Here is a 1,055-nt window from a genome sequence, read left to right as displayed (position 1 = left end):
CCCGCCGGCCACAACCACACCGGATACCCCACCGGCGTCACCCCAAACCGATTCCACGACGGATCCGGCCCCACCCCCGGAGCCTCCACCGGGATCACCAACTCCGCCACCGCCCGCTGCGCCACCACCACCGGATCCACCACCGGCCCCGCCGGCGCCCCCGGACCCGCCGGAGCCCCCGGCCCCGGCACCGCCACCAAACACACATCCCGCGTATCAAACGGATTCGTCGGATCCGCACACATCGGATCCTGCCCACCCGAAGTCCCAGCCCCGTTGCCCGAGCCGCTACTGCCGTTGCCCGAACCACTGGTACCCGAACCACTGCTCCCCGACCCACTCTGGCTACCCGGCGACCCCTGCCGCCCCGGAACCTCCACCCTCCGCTCCGCCTCAACTCGAACGGTTCCCGCGTCAGGCAAGGATGAACGGGGAGCGGCGAGCGCGGTTGTGGCCGCTAGATTCACACCAAGAACTGCCACTACGGATCCGAGCAGTCCACGTCCTATCACTCGCATGAGTCGACCACGTCCGAGTCAGCATCCACAATCTTGACCCTGCCCTCAATGACCTTGCCGTAGAGGAGTCCCTTCACTCGGGTGCCGTCACGCACCTCGCGGCCATCGGCGGTGATGGTCATGGAGGCACTGGAGTCCTCGCAGTACTCGGCAACAAGTCGAGGATCGAGCCCCTCCTTGCCAGGACCACTACTGATCCGGATCCGTGCAGCGCGACTTCCCTCTGTCCGGTTACCTCGCTCTTTCCATGCCCGAAAGTGCTGCATCCAAAAGTCCAGGTAAGGACCCGAAGTCGATTGCTTCAGGACTGGCGTCGGCTCATCGACCCCGCCCTCCGCGAAGATGCGGTCCCCCTCGCGCAACTGCATCCAGAATGACTCGACCATCTGCGCCTGAAGCCGCTGGGTCTCCGCCTCCTCCGCAGTGCAGGCGACCGTTCCCGGGGTACAACTGGGTGCCACCGTCAGAGCTGACTCCTCCGCCCCCTCCGGCTCACCCCCACCACATGCGGTCACCAATAACACACCCAACGCAACA

1 protein-coding gene is annotated in these 1,055 nt (G+C 66.0%); it reads right to left on the bottom strand.

Annotated features, from left to right (window positions below; genetic code table 11):
- Positions 1-508: 508 nt before the first annotated feature.
- Positions 509-1,055, bottom strand: a 547-nt coding sequence (locus G531_RS26555) for a hypothetical protein (RefSeq protein ID WP_035759630.1), incomplete at its 5' end; no start/stop codon positions are given.

The sequence above is a fragment of the Granulicoccus phenolivorans DSM 17626 = NBRC 107789 = JCM 15570 genome (assembly GCF_000423085.1).
GTDB lineage: Bacteria > Actinomycetota > Actinomycetes > Propionibacteriales > Propionibacteriaceae > Granulicoccus > Granulicoccus phenolivorans.
This window is presented reverse-complemented; position numbering and strand designations above follow the sequence as displayed.